At 58.6% G+C, this 16513-nt stretch carries 15 protein-coding genes; 2 read left to right on the forward strand and 13 right to left on the reverse strand.

The window, feature by feature from the left end; genetic code table 11:
- Positions 1-41: 41 nt before the first annotated feature.
- The 6 genes from AKG12_RS14560 to ocd form a co-directional block, all read right to left on the reverse strand.
- A complete protein-coding gene (locus tag AKG12_RS14560; protein ID WP_046799010.1) occupies positions 42-818 on the reverse strand; it encodes an amino acid ABC transporter ATP-binding protein in 777 nt (258 codons plus the stop codon).
- The gene (locus tag AKG12_RS14565) at positions 815-1468 is read right to left on the reverse strand and encodes an amino acid ABC transporter permease (RefSeq protein WP_052819366.1); all 654 of its coding nucleotides are present in this window, start codon (positions 1466-1468) and stop codon (positions 815-817) included. Before AKG12_RS14565 ends, AKG12_RS14560 begins: the two co-directional genes overlap by 4 nt.
- Before the next feature lie 10 nt (positions 1469-1478).
- The gene (locus AKG12_RS14570) at positions 1479-2126 is read right to left on the reverse strand and encodes an amino acid ABC transporter permease (protein WP_052819367.1); all 648 of its coding nucleotides are present in this window, start codon (positions 2124-2126) and stop codon (positions 1479-1481) included.
- Between the two features lie 81 nt (positions 2127-2207).
- Positions 2208-2984, reverse strand: a complete 777-nt coding sequence (locus AKG12_RS14575; protein ID WP_052819368.1) for an ABC transporter substrate-binding protein — start codon at positions 2982-2984, stop codon at positions 2208-2210.
- 405 nt (positions 2985-3389) lie between these two features.
- Positions 3390-4316, reverse strand: coding sequence for a citrulline utilization hydrolase CtlX (ctlX, locus tag AKG12_RS14580; RefSeq protein ID WP_156316054.1), 927 nt, complete (start codon positions 4314-4316; stop codon positions 3390-3392).
- A gap of 11 nt (positions 4317-4327) precedes the next feature.
- A complete protein-coding gene (gene ocd / locus AKG12_RS14585; RefSeq protein WP_052819676.1) occupies positions 4328-5377 on the reverse strand; it encodes an ornithine cyclodeaminase in 1050 nt (349 codons plus the stop codon).
- 130 nt (positions 5378-5507) lie between these two features.
- On the opposite strand from ocd, the gene AKG12_RS14590 reads away from it, so the two are divergent.
- Positions 5508-5945 carry an Lrp/AsnC family transcriptional regulator gene (locus tag AKG12_RS14590; RefSeq protein ID WP_046799006.1) on the forward strand — a complete coding sequence of 146 codons (438 nt, stop codon included), beginning with the start codon at positions 5508-5510 and terminating at the stop codon, positions 5943-5945.
- A 37-nt stretch (positions 5946-5982) separates the two neighbouring features.
- Here the strand turns inward: AKG12_RS14590 and AKG12_RS14595 are convergent, their stop codons facing one another.
- The gene (locus AKG12_RS14595) at positions 5983-6924 is read right to left on the reverse strand and encodes a MarR family winged helix-turn-helix transcriptional regulator (protein ID WP_052819369.1); all 942 of its coding nucleotides are present in this window, start codon (positions 6922-6924) and stop codon (positions 5983-5985) included.
- A 229-nt stretch (positions 6925-7153) separates the two neighbouring features.
- Between AKG12_RS14595 and AKG12_RS14600 the strand changes: the two genes are divergently transcribed.
- Positions 7154-7498: a hypothetical protein gene (locus AKG12_RS14600; protein WP_052819370.1), complete on the forward strand. Its 345-nt coding sequence runs from the start codon at positions 7154-7156 to the stop codon at positions 7496-7498.
- 27 nt (positions 7499-7525) lie between these two features.
- Here AKG12_RS14600 and AKG12_RS14605 read toward each other — a convergent pair whose 3' ends face one another.
- The 6 genes from AKG12_RS14605 to AKG12_RS14630 all read right to left on the reverse strand — a co-directional run bounded on the left by AKG12_RS14605 (position 7526) and on the right by AKG12_RS14630 (position 16513).
- Positions 7526-8674 carry an alpha-hydroxy acid oxidase gene (locus AKG12_RS14605; protein WP_052819371.1) on the reverse strand — a complete coding sequence of 383 codons (1149 nt, stop codon included), beginning with the start codon at positions 8672-8674 and terminating at the stop codon, positions 7526-7528.
- A 285-nt stretch (positions 8675-8959) separates the two neighbouring features.
- The gene (locus tag AKG12_RS14610; protein WP_052819372.1) at positions 8960-9970 is read right to left on the reverse strand and encodes a 2-hydroxyacid dehydrogenase; all 1011 of its coding nucleotides are present in this window, start codon (positions 9968-9970) and stop codon (positions 8960-8962) included.
- A 63-nt stretch (positions 9971-10033) separates the two neighbouring features.
- A complete protein-coding gene (locus AKG12_RS14615; RefSeq protein WP_052819373.1) occupies positions 10034-11656 on the reverse strand; it encodes an ABC-F family ATP-binding cassette domain-containing protein in 1623 nt (540 codons plus the stop codon).
- Positions 11657-11816: 160 nt separating this feature from the next.
- Positions 11817-13055, reverse strand: coding sequence for a vWA domain-containing protein (locus tag AKG12_RS14620; protein WP_052819374.1), 1239 nt, complete (start codon positions 13053-13055; stop codon positions 11817-11819).
- 166 nt (positions 13056-13221) lie between these two features.
- Positions 13222-14103: a transglutaminase family protein gene (locus tag AKG12_RS14625; protein WP_052819677.1), complete on the reverse strand. Its 882-nt coding sequence runs from the start codon at positions 14101-14103 to the stop codon at positions 13222-13224.
- 4 nt (positions 14104-14107) lie between these two features.
- Entirely contained in the window at positions 14108-16513 is a 2406-nt protein-coding gene (locus tag AKG12_RS14630; protein WP_052819375.1) for a circularly permuted type 2 ATP-grasp protein, read from the reverse strand.

Raw genomic sequence — 16513 nt, forward strand, 5'->3', positions numbered from 1 at the left:
CACAGGCGCAATAGCTTGCGCCTGTGGTTTTGCTCGGACGCTCAATTGTTCAAATAGGTCTTGAGGAAGCTGCGCGTCCTCTCCTGCTGCGGCCGGACGAAGATTTCGGATGGTGGGCCTTCCTCCACCACCAGCCCCTTGTCCATGAACACTACGCGGTCGGCGACTTCCGCGGCGAAGCGCATTTCATGGGTCACGATCAGCATGGTCATATGCTCGCGCGCCAATTGTTTCATGACCTGGTTGACCTCTTCCACCAGTTCCGGGTCGAGAGCGGAGGTTGCCTCGTCAAACAACATGACTTTCGGCCGCATGGCGAGCGCGCGGGCAATCGCAACCCGCTGTTTCTGGCCCCCGGAGAGCATGGAAGGATAAGCGGCCGCCTTGGCATCCAGCCCCACCTTGGCCAGCAGCGAAAGGGCAAGCTCTGTCGCCGCGCTTTTGGTCATGTTCTTGAGCGTGATCGGCCCCAGTGTGATGTTTTCCAGCACGCTGAGATGCGGGAACAGGTTGAAGTGCTGGAAGACCATGCCCATGTCCTGCCGCACGGCATTGATGTGGCGTTCAAAAGCGCGGCCCGTGAGCGGCTGGTTGACCTGCAGGCCTTCGAGGTAGATTTCTCCCGAGTTGACCGTTTCCAGATGGTTGATGGAGCGCAGTAGCGTGCTCTTGCCGGAGCCGCTCGGCCCGATGATCGCGACGATCTGGCCCTTTGCTACCGAAAGATTGATGTTCTTGAGAACTTCGAGGTCGCCATAGGACTTTGCGACATTGCGCACGTCCACGGTGGGCTGGACCATCGGCTGGGAATTGCTCATCGGATAAACTCCATTTTCTTGTCGGTCCTGCGCAATGCGAATTCCAGCGTCAGATTGATCGCGTAGTAGATCGCGGCGGCGACGAGATAGAATTCGAAGGGGCGATAGGTTTCGCTGATCGCCTGCTGGGAGGCGAGAACCAGTTCGGAAACGCCGAGAACCGAAACCACGGCGGTGTCCTTCAGCATGGCTATCATGTTGTTGCCGATTTGCGGCAGCGCGCGGACCACGGCCTGCGGCACGATGATGTAACGCAGCGTCTGCACCTTGCTGAAACCGATGCTGCGGGCGCCCTCCGTCTGGCCGTTATCGATGCCGAGGATGCAGACACGGATGATATCGGCATTGTAGATGGCGAAATGCAGTCCGAGGCCGATGATGCCGGTCCATATTGCCGGAATGTTCACCCCGATCTGGGAAAGGCCGTAGTAGATGAAATAGAGTTGCAGTAGCAGCGGCGTTCCCATGAGCACCCAGCTGACGAAACGCACGGGATATTGGGCGATACGCGGTGCATAAAGCGTGGCGAGCGCGATGAGCACGCCGCCGGCAAAGCTGATGACGGCGGCGCTTGCGGCGATGATGATTGTCCACAGCGCACCGGTGAGGATCGCGGCGGCAAAGGGCGGAACGATGGTGAAATCCAGCATGGAATACCTCCTATTTCAGCGCAAAGCGGGCATCGAGCGCGTCGATCAGACGGGCAAGCAGATAGACCAGCACCATGTATATGGCTGCCGAGACGGCGAAGATTTCAAAGGGACGATAGGTCGAGCCGATGAAGCGTTGGGCGGTATAGGTCAGTTCCACGACCGAGATGGCGGAGACCAGCGAAGAGCCCTTGAGCAGCATGATCGTATTGACGCCGATGGAACGGATCATCAAGCGGCCGGCTTGCGGCAACACCACGAGTCGCATTGTTTGCCCGCGGGCGAAACCGATCGACCGGGCCGCTTCCGTTTGCCCCTTGTCGACGGTCAGGATCGCACCGCGCATGGCTTCGGCAAGATAGGCACCGACATTGATGCCGAGGCCGATCGCGCCGGCAGTGAAGGGGTCGAGATCGATGCCGATCTGTGGGCCACCGTAATAGAGGATGAAAAGCTGCAGCAGGCAGGGCGTCCCGCGAAAAACGCTGACATAGGCGCTCCCGACAAAGCGCAGAAGCTTAGACCGGGCAAGGCGCGCCGCTGTTGCGAGCGTGGCGAGGACGAGGCCTAGCGCCAGAGCGAGTACGGTGATTTCAAGCGTGACGAGCGCGGCTTCCAGAAAAAATGGAAACACCTGCGTCATTAAGGAGAAGCCCATTGTGCCTCCTCTCGAACTGAGAAAGGAAAGGGAAGGTCCACGGAGGGAACCTTCCTTCCACGGTTTGCATCGGGGCGGCTGTCAGCGAATGTCGCGGCCGACCCATTTCATCGAAATCTTTTCGTAGGTGCCGTCGGCGCGCATGTCTTCCAGCGCCTTCTGGATCGCCTCCTTGAGTTCGCCGCTGTTCTTGCGCAACGCAATGCCGATACTGTCGCCGTTTCCGGCATCGGGAATGGCAATTTCCCGTACATTCTGCCCGCTGCTTTTCGAGGCCACGAGAACGGGAATGGAATCGGCGGCGATGGCGTCGATGCGGCCGGCCTGGAGGTCGAGCAGCGCTTCCGACAGAGCCTTGTATGTCCGCACGGTCCAGTCGCCGCGCTGGCGCGCCCACTTGTCACTGACTTCACCGAGGGTGACGCCGACGCTCTTGTCCTTCAGGTCATCGAGGGATTTTGCCGGGGATGTCTCGGGGACGAAGACGGCCCTTCCGCTATGGTAATAGGGACCGGCGAAGGCGACGGCCTTTTCGCGTTCCGGCGTGATGGTCATGGATCCCACGACTGCTTCGTATTTGCCGGAAATCAGGCCGGCGATAATGCCGTCCCATGCCGTCGTCACCACAACCGGCTTCACGCCAAGGCGCTTTGCCAGTTCATTGCCGATATCGACATCGAAGCCGACGACTTCGTTCTTGTCGTTGACGAAGCTGAAGGGTGGAAAGCTGCCGCTCATGGCGAAGCTGAAAGTGCCGCGTTCCCTGACCTTGGCCAGATCGTTGGCGGAGGCCGGCAAGGCCGATGCCAGCGCCGCGACGGCCAGCCCGGCAAGAGCTATTTTCTTGAGGATCGACATGGGAAAACTCCGTATAAAAAGCGTGCAGCCATCTGGCTGCGGACAGCGGAACGCGCTGCACGAAGGTGAAAAACAACGGGGAATATATGTTGAGGAAACGCCCTTTTGCTGTCGCGGATCATAGAGACGGCACGGGGCTTCTTCTGGCGACGAACCTCAGAACATGAGCAGTGATTTCTTTATTTTTATCTTCATGAGGAAGGCCCTCCCAAGCCTTTGGATGACGAGAGATGCGCTGGCGGCCCAGATGAAAGGACCGCCGCTGCATCGATAAAAAACAGTCTAGCGAAGTTGAACGGCTATAAAAAATGGCATTTCAGCGCATTTTCTGCAGGCATTTTGAGCGATTTGTATAGTCGCATTGGTGAAATCGACATTCGCTCAAAATCCCGGCCTGAGATCCCATCATCGTGGTGTCAGGTGAATGCCGGCAAGCGTGCAGCGAACTGAACCGCCGGCTTTCTCGACGGTCGGTATGTCAAGCGCGACTGGAACGGCGCTTTCGCGGATCGTGTCCCTCTGCGCCGCGGTGAGCGAAGCGTAAGCGGTGTTGGAAAGGGCGAGGATGCGGCCGTCCCGCCCCTGCAACTCCAGCGCGTTGCCGGCGAAGTCACGGATCTGGGCATTGGTGAGCGCGATGACCCGTCGTCCCGATCGTTCGAGGCGGGCGACGATTTCCGCGCGCCGGCCTTCGTCGGCGATCATGTCGAGGCCGATCATTGCGTAATCCGTGCCGATGCACATCAGGACATTGGTGTGGTAGACCGGCACGCCCGCCTCATCACGGGCATCGAACACCATCGGCTCGAAATTGAAATGCGTCGAGAAGCGCTCGAGCGCGATCGGGTCGGTGCGGTCGGACCGCACGGCATAAGCGACACGGTCGATATGATCGAGAACCATGGCGCCCGTGCCTTCCAGAAAAAGACCGTCCGGTTCCAGGCCGGAATAATCGATGATGTCCTGAACGCGATAGCGGCTCTTCAACATCTCGATGACATCGTGCCGACGCTCGCGCCTGCGGCTTTCGGCCTTCATCGGATAGATTGCGACATGGCCGCCGGCATGGGTGGAAAACCAGTTGTTGGGAAAGACGGAATCGGGTGTTTGTGTGCCTTCGTCTTCAAATAGATGCACCGTCACGCCATGGCTTTCCAGTGTCTGTGCCGCTCGGGTGATTTCCGCATGGGCGATGGCGCTGAAGTCCTCGCCGCTGTCGGGTGTTGCCTGAAACCGGTTGTCAGCGGCGGTCTCTGTATTGACCGTGAAATGATGCGGACGCACCATGACGACGGCGGCCGGCGCCTGAATGGAATAGGTTCTTTTCATCATCTTCTGGCTCCTCAGGCCCGGGCGCGTTGCAGCATGCCGAAGAGATCACGCGGATCATCGGGATCGGCGATGATGTCGATTTCCTGATAGAAGCTCGAGCCTTCGAGTTTGCCACGCACGTAACGCAGGGCGGAAAAATCCTCTATGGCGAAACCGACGCTGTCGAACAGGGTGATCTGGCGTGTGTCCTGACGGCCTTCGGCCTCGCCGAGAACCACTTTCCAAAGCTCGGTCACCGGATAATCCGCGTCCATCTGCTGGATTTCACCTTCGATGCGTGTCTGCGGCGGATATTCGACAAAGGTGTCGGCGCGCAGCAGAATATCCCTGTGCAATTCCGTCTTGCCGGGGCAATCGCCGCCGATGGCGTTGATGTGCACGCCGGCGCCGACCATATTGTCGGTCAGGATGGTCGCATATTGCTTGTCGGCGGTGCAGGTGGTGATGATGCCGGCCCCTTCGATTGCAGCCTGTGCCGATTTGCATGGGATCACCGTCAGGCCGCTTTCCTTCAGGTTTGCGGCGGTCTTTTCGGTAGCGCGGGGATCGATATCGTAGAGGCGTACCTCCTCAATGCCGAGCACCGCCTTCATCGCCAGCGCCTGAAACTCCGCCTGAGCTCCGTTACCGATCATCGCCATGGCTTTCACACCCTTCGGCGCGAGATGCCGGGCGGCCATTGCCGAGGTGGCGGCAGTGCGCAGCGCCGTCAAAAGGGTCATCTCCGTCAAGAGCACCGGATAACCGGTGGAGACGGATGCGAGCAGGCCGAAGGCGGTGACAGTCTGAAGCCCTTCCGCCATGTTTTTCGGATGGCCGTTCACATATTTGAAGCCGTAAATTTCCCCGTCGGAGGTCGGCATCAGTTCGATGACACCTTCGCGCGAATGCGAGGCGACGCGCGGCGTCTTGTCAAAGCATGGCCACCGGCGAAAATCCGTCTCGATGGCATCTGTAAGCTCAACCAGCATCTGCTCTATGCCGATATGATGCACCAGGCGCATCATGTTCTCGACGCTGACGAAAGGAATAAGGGCTTTTGGGGACGGGGACAGGGGCATATGGGCAACTCCTCGCTTGCTGCAACGAAGATAGCTGCCGGGCCTGTTCAACCGAAATCGCAGAAGCTTGTTGTTTCTGAAGCCATTTTGAACAATATGTTCAATCCAATTGTCAAATCGGTCAGATTCCATGAGTATTGCAAAATACATACCCGATGAACTCGACCGGCAAATCATCGCCCATCTCAGGGTCGATGGCCGGGCATCGCTTGCCAAACTTTCCGATGCGCTGGGTGTCGCGCGCGGCACGGTACAGAACAGGCTGGACCGGCTGACGGAAACCGGCACACTGCTTGGATTTACCGTGCGGGTGCGCGAGGATTATGATGACCGGGCGGTCCATGCGGTGATGATGATCGAGGTCATGGGAAAATCGACCACGCAGGTTATCCGCAAGCTTCGTGGCATTGCCGAGATTTCCTCGCTCCATACCACCAATGGCAATTGGGATCTGGTGGCGAATATCCGCGCCGGCAGCCTCTCGGATTTCGACCGGGTGCTGCGGGAGGTCCGTATGATAGACGGCGTCTCGAACAGCGAAACCAGCCTCCTGCTCAGCAGTGTTTAAGTGCGGCCATCGGTTTGGCTGCAGGGTGTCTGTGAGATCAAAGCTCTCGTGGCCTGACGAAACGCTGCTCCAGAACCTCGCTTCCCCATTGGCTGCCGGGACGTTCCTCGACACAGGCGAAACCATGGGTCTCGTAAAGATGCCGTGCGGCCGAAAGACCGTTAAATGTCCATAGATGCGTTTCGGCGAAAGCCTTTCTGTCGGCAAAGGCGAGTGCTGCGGCGAGCAGCCTGCGCCCTACACCGCCACCGCGCACGCCGTCATCAACAATGAACCAGCGTAGATGCGCGATGTCCGATCCCAAGTCTTCGCCGTCGATGGCGACGGAGCCGATAATCTCTTGCCCGCGCATTGCGGCCCATATTGCGTTTTGTGGTTTTTCGAGCCGGTTGCAAAAGGAGGCGAGACCCTCAGCCACAACGGATTCGAAAGGCTGGCCGAAACCGGATGTCCGGGCATAATAAAGCGCATGCATCTGCGTGATGCGGGCGATGAGACCGGGCCTGTAACCCTCTACGATCTCCACGGTGGGCACCGCGGCATCGCTCCGGTCTTCCAGCGCGTCGGCGTAAAGACGAAGCCCTTCCAGAATGGCGCGGCCATCCGCCAGGGCAAGTCGTGAAAGGGCGTTCGATACCTGCCGGTTTGCGAAGGAGTGAATGGCACCGACCCGATCCTGCCCTCGTCCGGCCAGATAGAGCCGCTTGATGCGGTTATCTTCACTGTCCGCCGCCTCCAGAACATCTCCGGACAGAATGAGTTTGCGAAGCATGCGGCTGACACTCGATTTTTCGAGCCGCAGAAGCTTCCCCAGATCGCGCGCCGTGATGCCCGGGCATGTCTCGATCTCGATCAGGGCATGCACGGCAGAGGGCGGCAGATCGGTGCCGGCGAAATCCCCGCCCATGAAGCCGAGTTCACGGACAAGCCGGCGCGAGGTGAAGCGGATGTCATTTATGGGAAGGGACTGTTCGGGCATGCTAAATCCATTATGGTTGCATCATGCAACCATAATCACATTCTGCGCCGTCTGCCAAGTTTGGATTCCGTAAAATGCTGGATTTCTCTGTAAAATAGGGCAAGCTCCCGTTCGGCAACGCCAACATGGCGTTGCTGAACGGCGGCTTTCGAGAAAAGACCATTAAAGCAGTCCGTATGGAAGTTTGCGGGCAAGTCGCAAAATTTAATTATCCGGCTATGGAGCCGATATGCCCGATACGCCTCGTTTCTTCCGTTATGCCGTTCTCGCTGCGATGTTGCCCGTCGCTGTCCTCGGTGTCGTGACAACGCCGGCTGAGTATCGCGCCATCGGCATCGAGGCGGCAGATTGCGACGGGCCTATATCGGTTCTGATGCCTGCCGTACCAGCGCTTGCAGCCTATGCCATCATCGGCTGGCTGTTTCTGTCGGGTGCCAAACGCCACCGCTCCTTGATTTCCGGTAGCATTTGCGTGCTGGTATCTTTGGCGCTTATCTGGAATATCGGTGCAGCGCTCCTGGAATGTCGGCGAAACGCGGTGGAAATGGCGTGTGATTACAGCGGGAAGCTGTGAGCATGCTTGGAAATACGGAATACGGCTCTAGCCGTGAAACCGTAGATTTCGTCGCGTCAGCTGCTCGACAGTGGTGCAGCCCATCAGCTTCATGCCGCGTTCGATTTCGATACGCATCATTTCCAGCGCCCTTTCCACCCCGGGCTGGCCGGCGGCAGCGAGAGGGAAAAGATAATAGCGGCCGAGCCCCACAGCCTTTGCGCCCAGAGACAGGGCTTTCAGGACATGGGTTCCGCGCTGTACGCCGCCGTCCATCATCACATCGATCCGGTCGCCAACCGCATCGACGATCTCTGCCAGCTGGTCGAAGGCGCTGCGGGAACCATCGAGCTGGCGGCCGCCATGATTGGAGAGCACGATGCCGCTGCAGCCGATTTCGACGGCGCGCCGGGCGTCGTCAACCGACATGACGCCTTTGAGGCAGAAAGGCCCATCCCATTCTCGTACCATCTGCGCCACATCGTCCCAGTTCATGGAAGGGTCCAGCATCTCGGTGAAATAGCGGCTGATGGACAGAGCCCCGCCATCCATTTTGATGTGGCCGTCGAGTTGTGGCAGGCTGAAGCGCTCATGTGTCAGATAATTGATGCCCCAGGCCGGCTTGATGGCGAATTGCGCGATGCCGGAGAGATTGAGCTTGAAGGGGATGGCAAAACCGGTGCGCTTGTCGCGCTCGCGGTTTCCGCCGGTAATGCTGTCCACGGTCAGCATCATTGTCTCGACGCCAGCGCTTTTGGCGCGTGCCATCATATCGCGGTTGAGGCCACGATCCTTGTGGAAATAGAACTGATAGACCTGCGGCCCGCCGCTGATCCGGCGCGCTTCCTCAAGACTGGTGGTGCCGAGCGAGGAGACGCCGAACATGGTGCCGAATTTTCCCGCCGCGGCCGCGACCGCTCGCTCTCCCTGATGGTGGAAGAGGCGCTGCAGCGCCGTCGGGGAACAATAGACCGGCATGGAGAGCTTTAGCCCCATGACGGTGACTGACATGTCCACGTCGGACACGCCGCGCAGCACATCCGGAACAAGATCGCAATTTTCGAACGCAGCCGTGTTCCGCCGATACGTTACCTCGTCATCGGCGGCGCCGTCTATGTAGTTGAAGATCGGCCCGGGAAGACGCTGTTTGGCCATGCGGCGAAAATCGTGGAAATTATAGCAGTCTTTGAGTTGCATCTGTCGCTCGACCGGTCCGGTTTGAAAGCCCTGAAAAGATTGCTCGAAACCTATACCGGGGATTTGGGGCGGGCAATCGGCCTGCCGACGATTTCCGCAGGCTCGAAGCATGAATAATTCAGGGTCGGGGCGGCAGCAGCAGCTCCTGGAGCGAGGTGCTTCGCCGAAAGCCGGAGGACCGACATCCACATTTCCGTGCCCACAGTCGGGAAGGATGAAAATACATGTTTCATCCAAAGGTCACGTGCGACCGGGGTTACGAATGTCCTGTCACCGGGGGCAGCGCTAAACGGGGCTTGCAAGCTGCCCGGTGGAAACCGAATGCAGCGCTTTGCCAGTGCTGATGAAGCTCTCGATATTGCCGATCGTGGTGTCCGCAATGTTTTTGAGGGCTTCCTCCGTGAAAAACCCCTGATGACCGGTTACCAGAACATTGGGGAAGGTCAGCAACCGCGCAAAGACATCGTCGCGCAGCACGTCATTGGAAAGATCTTCGAAAAAGAGATCGCCCTCCTCCTCATAGACATCGATGCCGAGAGAACCGATCCTGCCATCTTTCAGACCCGTGATCGCGGCCCGCGTGTCGATGATCGCGCCGCGGCTGGTATTGATGAGCATCACGCCTTTCTTGAGGAAGGGCAGCGTCTCCTTGCGGATCAGGTGCCTGGTTTCCGGTGTGAGGGGGCACATCAGCGTAAGAATGTCCGATGTCCGAAACAATTCCTCCCGCGTGACATAGGCCATGCCCAACGCCTCGCAATCAGGATTCGTATGAAGATCGTGACCGATGAGACGGCAGCCGAAGCCGGCTGCAATACGCGCAAAAATCGCGCCGATCTTTCCCGTGCCGACGATGCCGATGGTCTTGCCGTGGAGATCGAAACCAAGCAGGCCATCAAGGGCGAAGTTGCCTTCGCGGACGCGGTTATAGGCGCGGTGGATCTTGCGGTTGAGCGACAGGATGAGCGCCATTGTATGTTCGGCAACCGCATAGGGTGAATAGGCGGGGACGCGAGCGATGGTGAGGCCCAGCTTCTCGGCGGCCGCAAGATCGACTTGGTTGAAGCCGGCGCAGCGCAGGGCGACGAGCCGCACACCCATTTCCGCCAGCCTTTCGAGCACAGGCCGCGACAGGTCGTCATTCACGAAGGCGCAGATCGCATCGGTTCCCTCCGCCAGGGCCGCCGTTTCAAGCGACAGGCGCGCTTCGCAATATTGTATCCGCATGCCCGGCCCGGCGGCGGCGTCAAGGAACTGCCTGTCATAGGGCTTGGCGCTGTAAACCACGATCCGCATCTGCTTCTCCAGTATCGAGTACGAAAGTTACCGTTGCGGAGACCATGCGTCTGGTAAGTCTCCTCAGCTGCGAAGGCCCGGTGCTTCCTGCCCGGTGCTTTCAACATATTCCGTGTAGCCGCCGCCAAATTGGTGAATACCATCCGGGGTCAGTTCAAGTACCCGGTTTGAAAGGGCGGCGAGGAAATGGCGGTCGTGGGAAACGAACAGCATCGTACCCTCATAATCCGACAGGGCCTTGATCAGCATCTCCTTGGTGTCGAGATCGAGATGGTTCGTCGGCTCATCCAGTACGAGGAAATTCGGTGGATCGAATAGCATGGCCGCCATAACGAGACGGGCTTTTTCGCCGCCGGAAAGAACACGGCAGCGTTTTTCAACATCGTCGCCGGAGAAGCCGAAACAGCCGGAAAGCGCACGCAGAGGCGCCTGCCCGGCTTTTGGAAAACGTTCCTCCAGCCATTCCAGAATGGTGCTGTCGCCATCCAGAACATCCATGGCGTGCTGGGCGAAATAACCGAGCTTGACGCTGGCGCCGAGCGTGACATTGCCGGAATCCGGCTCGGTCGTGCCGGTCACCAGCTTCAGCAAGGTCGATTTTCCAGCACCATTGACGCCCATGATGCACCAGCGCTCCTTGCGCCGCACCATGAAGTCCAGCTCGCCATAGATCGTGCGGCTGCCATAGGCCTTGTTGACCTTCTTCAGCGCCACGACATCCTCACCCGATCTTGGGGCCGGTGCGAATTCGAAAGCGACAGTCTGACGCCGTTTTGGCGGTTCGACGCGGTCGATCTTTTCAAGTTTCTTGACGCGGCTCTGCACCTGCGAGGCATGCGAGGCACGCGCCTTGAAGCGTTCGATGAACTTGATTTCCTTGGCGAGCATGGCCTGCTGACGCTCGAATTGCGCCTGCTGCTGCTTTTCGTTCTGTGCCCGCTGCTGTTCGTAAAATCCATAGTCGCCGGAATAGGTGGTGAGGCTGCCAGCATCAATCTCGATGATCTTGGTGACGATGCGGTTCATGAATTCGCGGTCATGCGAGGTCATCAACAACGCGCCGTCATAGTTCTTCAGAAAATCCTCAAGCCAGATCAGGCTTTCGAGGTCGAGATGGTTCGACGGTTCGTCAAGCAGCATCACGTCCGGGCGCATCAAAAGGATGCGGGCGAGCGCCACACGCATCTTCCAGCCGCCGGACAGTTTTGAAACATCACCGTCCATCATTTCCTGGCTGAAGCTCAAGCCATCCAGAACCTCACGGGCGCGGCCCTCCAGTGCGTAGCCATCAAGCTCTTCGTAACGCGCCTGCACTTCACCGTAACGTTCTATGATAGCGTCCATTTCGTCCATCCGGTCGGGATCGGACATGGCGGCTTCCAGCTCCCGCAGTTCCGCCGCCACTTCGCTGACCGGGCCTGCGCCTTCCATGACTTCGGCGACCGCGGAGCGTCCGGACATTTCACCGACATCCTGATCGAAATAACCGACCGTCATACCCTTTTCGACGACGACCTGGCCCTCATCGGGCTGCTCCTCGCCGGTCATCATCCGAAACAGCGTGGTCTTGCCAGAACCGTTCGGCCCGACAAGGCCGATCTTCTCACCACGATTGAGCGCGGCGGAGGCCTCGATGTAAAGAATGCGGTGACTGTTCGACTTGCTGATATTTTCGATGCGGATCATGACGGGGCCTATGAATGGGAGCGGCCCTCCTATGCCACGGGTCGCCGCCGCTGTCACCTGCCGCTCATGTCTTGTCAGCCATGCAGAGCCTGAGAACACTGGCCTCCGGGGCAAATACCCCGGAAGCGATATGTTTGCGTCTTCGTCTGCCGAATTTTCGTCAGTTGGTCAGCGTGGCTATGCTGCCGGCTGCCTTGCGGGCGATTTCGCCAAAAGCGGTGACAATCTGCTCCATGTTTTCGGGCGCGTAATAATTGTCCAGGCTGGAGGCGCAATATTGCAGCAGCGACTTGCCCTTGTCCGGCGCCATGAAGGCGACGCTGAAAATCTTGATCCCGTCTTTCTTGGCGGTCTCACAGGTGGTGCGCACCGACTGGTCGATGCTGGAACTCCACGAGGCGCTGTTTCCAGTCATTTCACCATCGGTCATCAAGACGATATAGCGCTCGAAGGATTCACTGCCTTTGTCTTTGTGTGCTTTCGCTTCGTCGGGGTTGGATTTTTTAAGGGCGTTGTAGGCAGCGGTCAGGCTGCTGCGGGCATCTGTGCCGCCGGTCGGAAATTCCGGGATCTGTTTATCAACATAAGTGACAACGCTGCTTGTACCCCAGGTGGTGGCCTGCGTCGGATAGGTCTCATGTGTATAGACCGATGCACCTGTGCGAACGAGCTGGGAACCACCGCTGGCGGTATAGGTCGGGTCGGCCTTGTTCAACGTAGCGACGAGAAAGCCGACCGCGGTTTTCAGCGATGTGGCCTTGTTGACGTAGCACGGACTGGAGGTAACCTGCGATTCGCTCTTGCCCCAATTGCTGGAAGTGTAATTCGGGCACGATTTTTTCGCACTATTGATCGTATCGGTCTTGAAGGACATCGATCCTGAACGGTCAAGCACCAGATACATGGAGATCGGCGCTCCCTTGTTGACGGTGCTTTTCGCGGTGCCGGTCGCGGAAATATCGATAGTCTTCAGTCCCAAAAAACCGATTAGAGGATTGAGTTGCAGCTGACGGTTGATCGTGGTCTCGATGAAGTAGGTCTTGCCGCGTGCGTCTTCGGTTGACGAGATATTGATCGGAGAGTTCTTTTCGAGCTCCTTCCTCTCTTCCTCGGTCAGGTTCTTTATCTGTTGACTGGCGATGAAAGCCTTGGCGATTTCCTTGATTTGCTCGTCGGTGGCATCGCCTTCTTTCAGGCGCGCCTCGGTTGCTGCAGCGAGCGCCGCAGAATCCGCCGTGTTCTGCAGGTCGGCTTTCACCTGCATCACATTTGCCAGCTCCAAACCGGCTCCGGCCACGCCCAACAACACCGGCAGCAATATTGCCGTCATGATGCCGAAATTACCGCTGGTATCGGCAAGGAAACGGCGCTTCAGTTTTTTGTCTGTGGAGGCGGTCATGATGGGGCTCACCGATTAGAATATTCGATTAAGCGCAGGAAACCCGCAAAGGATGTAAAATCCGCTAACACGAAGATTATAATTTTATAAACCGTTCAAATTGGCGCAGTTTTCGAAGTATTTTCAAGAATTAATGGGTTGGAAGATTGAAATAACACACAGTGTGTCATTGCTGGACGGGAACCACATCCACGGCCTGTTTTATCTGCTGGTTGCCGTAGCTCTTCAGGACCCCGATCACCGGTGCAATATCCGAATAGTCGCGGCCATAACCGACGACGATGTGGTCGCTGCCGGCCACGATATCATTGGTAGGGTCCAGTTCCAGATAACCGGCCGCTTCTCCGCACCAGATGCGGACCCAGGCATGCATCGCATCGGCGCCTTCCAGCCGTTCCTTGCCCGGCGGAGGAATGGTGCGCAGGAAACCGCTGACATAACCGGCGGGAATGCCGAGGCTGCGCAGCGCCGTGATCATGATATGCGAAAAATCCTGGCACACGCCGCGCTTCAATTTAAAGGCTTCGGATGGTGTCGTATCCACGGTGGTCGCCTCGCCATCATAGGTGAAGTCTTTGTGGATGCGTTTGCACATGGCCAGCGCGATTTCGCGGATGGTCATTCCCGGTTTCAGCAATTCCCGCGCATAGGCCGAGATCGCCGCATCCATCCCTATTCTCGGGCTTGTGCCGATGAAATGATGCGGTGACTGGAAATCGATGGACCAGACATCGGCAAGGTCTTGCGGCAGGCGGGAAAGCTCGGGTGAAAAATCGGCCGTCATGGCCGGCGCTTCCACCATCACCCGCGCCTGCATGCGGATATCCAGCTTTTCATGCGGCGCGCGCAGGTGCACCGAGGTAGACGATTGATGAAAGAAATCGTCAAAGACGGCACGTTCTTCCGGCACCGGCGAAACGTCGATGGAACCTGCGACCAATCTCTGCCGACCCGGGATCGACAGCGGCAGCACGCGGATAATGTGGCGTGCGCCATGGGCCGGCGTGTCGTAGGTGTAACCCATATGCAGGGAAAGATCGTAAAGCATAAGGCTATCCGAGATAGGTGCGGGCCAGAACATCGGACAGATGTTCCATGTCGGTTTCGAGCTGGCGATAGACCGCACCGTTCATGTTTTCCGGAGTCATGACGGCGAGTCCGGAATGCAGACGCATCGTTTCGCGGTAAAAAGGAGACATCTGGCCGTTCACGAAGGCATTTGGAAGCTGTTCCACCTCGGTGCGGATTTCGTTCAGCTGAAACAGGATCGAGCGCGGATTGAGCGGATCAAGCGCCAGAAGATCGGTGACGGTCAGACCTGCCGTAGCGACATTGTAACGGCGGCGATGGGTCATGACGCTGTCGCCGATTTCGAGCAACATGTCATAGGAACCGTCAGGCGCGTCCGGCCCGGTCATGTGGCCGAGAAGTCGCGTCATATGCAGGCCGCGCTCGAGATAACGGCCGATCGACAGGAAACGCCATCCGGTGAAGCGGTACATGTTTTCATGCACGAGACCGGCAAAGCCGGCAAGCTTGCGCAAAAGGATCGTCATGGCGTGGGTAGCATCGTCGCCTGGCGCCACTTTCGCGTGGAAACGGCGGGCTGTCTTGGCAAGATCGTTCAGCGCCAGCCAGCCATCGGGCGAAAAGCGGTCACGGATATTGCTGGCGGAATAAAGCGCGCTGTTGATGTTGTTCAGCAGGCTTTCCGGCACGGCATCGTTCATCTCCACGTCAAGCGCTTCGAGATACCGCGTCACATGGGCGAGCAGGGGTTGGCGCGGATCGGCCGACTCGGCATAACGCCCGTGCCAGGCACGCAGGATGCGCAATGCGCCTTCAGAACGTTCGATATAACGGCCGAGCCAGAAGAGGTTATCGGCAGCCCTGCTTGGCAGGCTGCCCGGCATATTGCGGGTAAAGCTCTCTTCCGCCGGCAGGAGGGTCGTGCGTTCCACCGGTTTTTCGCTGACGATCCAGACATCCGCCGCGCTGCCACCCGATTGCATGGCAATGGCGGAAACGTCATCGCCGCTTCCAATTCGTGCAAAGCCACCCGGCATGATCTGCCAGCCATTCTGCGTGCGGGCGGCAAACACACGAAGGCTCATCGGACGCGGCACCAGCTTGTTGTCGATATAGGCCGGCGTGGTTGAAAGCTTCACGACTTCCTGGCCCACCAGCTTGTGACCATCGGAGGCCAGCCAGTCGCTGATCGATTCCTTCGCCGTCTCGCGCAGGGAAGAGCCGAGCACGGATTGACCGTTGTCGTCGAAAAAGGGCAGGCGGGAATAGGCCGGGCCGATGACCATGCCTTCGATATTGCCGGCAACGTGGTGGCGTTCCGATTCCTGTCCGCACCACCAGGTGGCGATCGACGGCAGCTTCAGCTCCTCGCCCAGAAGGTGGCGGCAGATGCGCGGCATGAAGGCAAGCAGCGCCCGCGTTTCGAGAATGCCGCTGCCGAGGGCGTTGACGATGGTGAGCGCTTCGTTGCGCAGCGCCTGTACCATGCCGGGTGTGCCGATATGGGATTGCTGGTTGAGTTCCAGCGGATCGGAATAGGAGGCGTCGAGACGCCGCCAGAGCACACCGATCGGCTTCAACCCCGCCACGGTTCGAACCATGACGCGGCCGTTGACGACAGTGAGGTCCTCGCCCTCCAGCAGCATGAAGCCGAGATAACGGGCGATATAGGCGTGTTCGAAGTAGGTTTCGTTGGCGGGGCCGGGCGTCAGCACCGCGATGCGATCGTCAGGATGCTTCCTGTGGGCCTGCAGCGTGTCGCGGAAAGCGCCGAAAAATGAGGCGAGACGGTGAACATGGGTTTCGGCATAGATATCGGAAAGCGCGCGGGTGGTCGCCACCCGGTTTTCCAGGGCAAAGCCCGCGCCGGAAGGCGCCTGCGTCCGGTCCGCCAGCACCCACCAGTTTCCATCAGGTCCGCGTCCGATTTCGAATGAGCAGAAATGCAGGTAATGGCCACTTGCCGGTTTGACGCCGACCATTGGACGCAGATATTCCGGATTGGAGGCGATCAGCGCCGGCGGCACGTAACCTTCGTTCACCAATCGGTTTTCGCCGTAAAAATCGGCGACCATGGCCTCCAGAAGATCGGCGCGCTGTTTCAGCCCTTCAGAGAGAACCGTCCATTCCCTGTCGTCGATCAGCACTGGAATATGCGAGATCGGCCAGTTTCGTTCGCTGCTGCCCTTGCTGTAATCGCGGTAGAACACACCCGCGTCGCGCAGATAGCGGTCGGTGCGGGCAAAGCGCTCGTGCAATTCGCGTTCCGACATGCGCGAGAGCGCACCGAGGAGGTGCTTCCAGACCGGCCTGACCTTGCCGTCGGTATCGAGCATTTCGTCGGCCACGCCCGGCAAAGTGGAATAACCAAGCCCGCGCAGCGGCGCGCCGGTTTCCGTCTTGCGTTCCGTTGCCGGGGCTTTGGACAA

The sequence above is a fragment of the Agrobacterium sp. SUL3 genome, from assembly GCF_001263295.1.
Classification (GTDB): domain Bacteria; phylum Pseudomonadota; class Alphaproteobacteria; order Rhizobiales; family Rhizobiaceae; genus Agrobacterium; species Agrobacterium tomkonis.